The organism is Pseudomonas sp. P5_A12 (assembly GCF_056400685.1).
Genome location: NZ_JBFUKU010000602.1, coordinates 1 through 909, shown reverse-complemented (window position 1 = coordinate 909; position 909 = coordinate 1). Strand labels below are relative to the sequence as shown.

The following is a 909-nucleotide window of genomic DNA, read 5'->3' as shown; positions in this document are numbered from 1 at the left end:
ACGCCGTTGTGTTCCAAAGGGAATTCAGTCCGGTTTCAAAATCAAACCATATCGTATCGATTATAGCGTGATATTCATCGTCAGTTAACCAGCCCTCCGATTCGTCGTCTGATCGCACTTTACTCCCGGATGGGCGTGATGGTTTGATAGAGGAAAATGACCGCATCACTAAAATTGATTGTTTGTCGATCGTATATGGCGAAAATTTATCCCAGTAAATAATGAAAGTTCGCATTTGGTTAAAGTGAGTCAAATTATTACATTTGCAGTAATCGTAAAATGCGCAAAGTGACTTCGGTGAAAGAATTTCATGTTTAGAGAAGCGGCAATACTGAGAAAATACTTGAATTATGTCAATAATTGTAATGTCGGCGTACGCTTTTAGGCGGCATATCTCATCAATTACCTCAGTCAGTTTTAGAAATAAATAAGGGGCAAGCGAGTTTTTGATGTCTTTTGTGCTTACAGAACCAGTGCCATATATATAAGCGCTTTCATCCCGCCACTCTATAATTTGCTGGCGGTCTGATAGCCGATGATTTGTGTCAAATTTTACTAGCACAGTCGGACTGTCGTCATGCGTTGAGTCAACATTGCGTTGTTGTGTTTGTTTGTTACGTTCGTTGGGTTGTGTCATTTGCTATCTTCCTTCCTATCTTCATAGCATCCTCTTGTATGTCTCGGAGGTTGTAGCGAGCGCTTTGTTGAGAGTCATCGGCCCATCCCATGCAGTACTCACGCGTAGTTCGTGTTCGCTCATTTGTAAATCCTAGCAATTTTGCCTCAATGCTAAATAAGTAATTCCAATGATGTCTAAAAAGGTGAGGATGTAGACCTTTCAGCTTGTAGTTCTTTTTTCTAATTCGCGAAATGGAATTTTCGAAAGCAGAACATTGGACTGCCTTTCCC

General features: G+C 40.8%; 1 protein-coding gene. It reads right to left on the bottom strand.

The window, feature by feature from the left end:
• Nucleotides 1-637 (bottom strand): hypothetical protein (locus AC1DSG_RS31410; RefSeq protein WP_477794329.1); only part of this gene is annotated, 637 nt, incomplete at its 3' end.
• Nucleotides 638-909 lie beyond the last annotated feature (272 nt).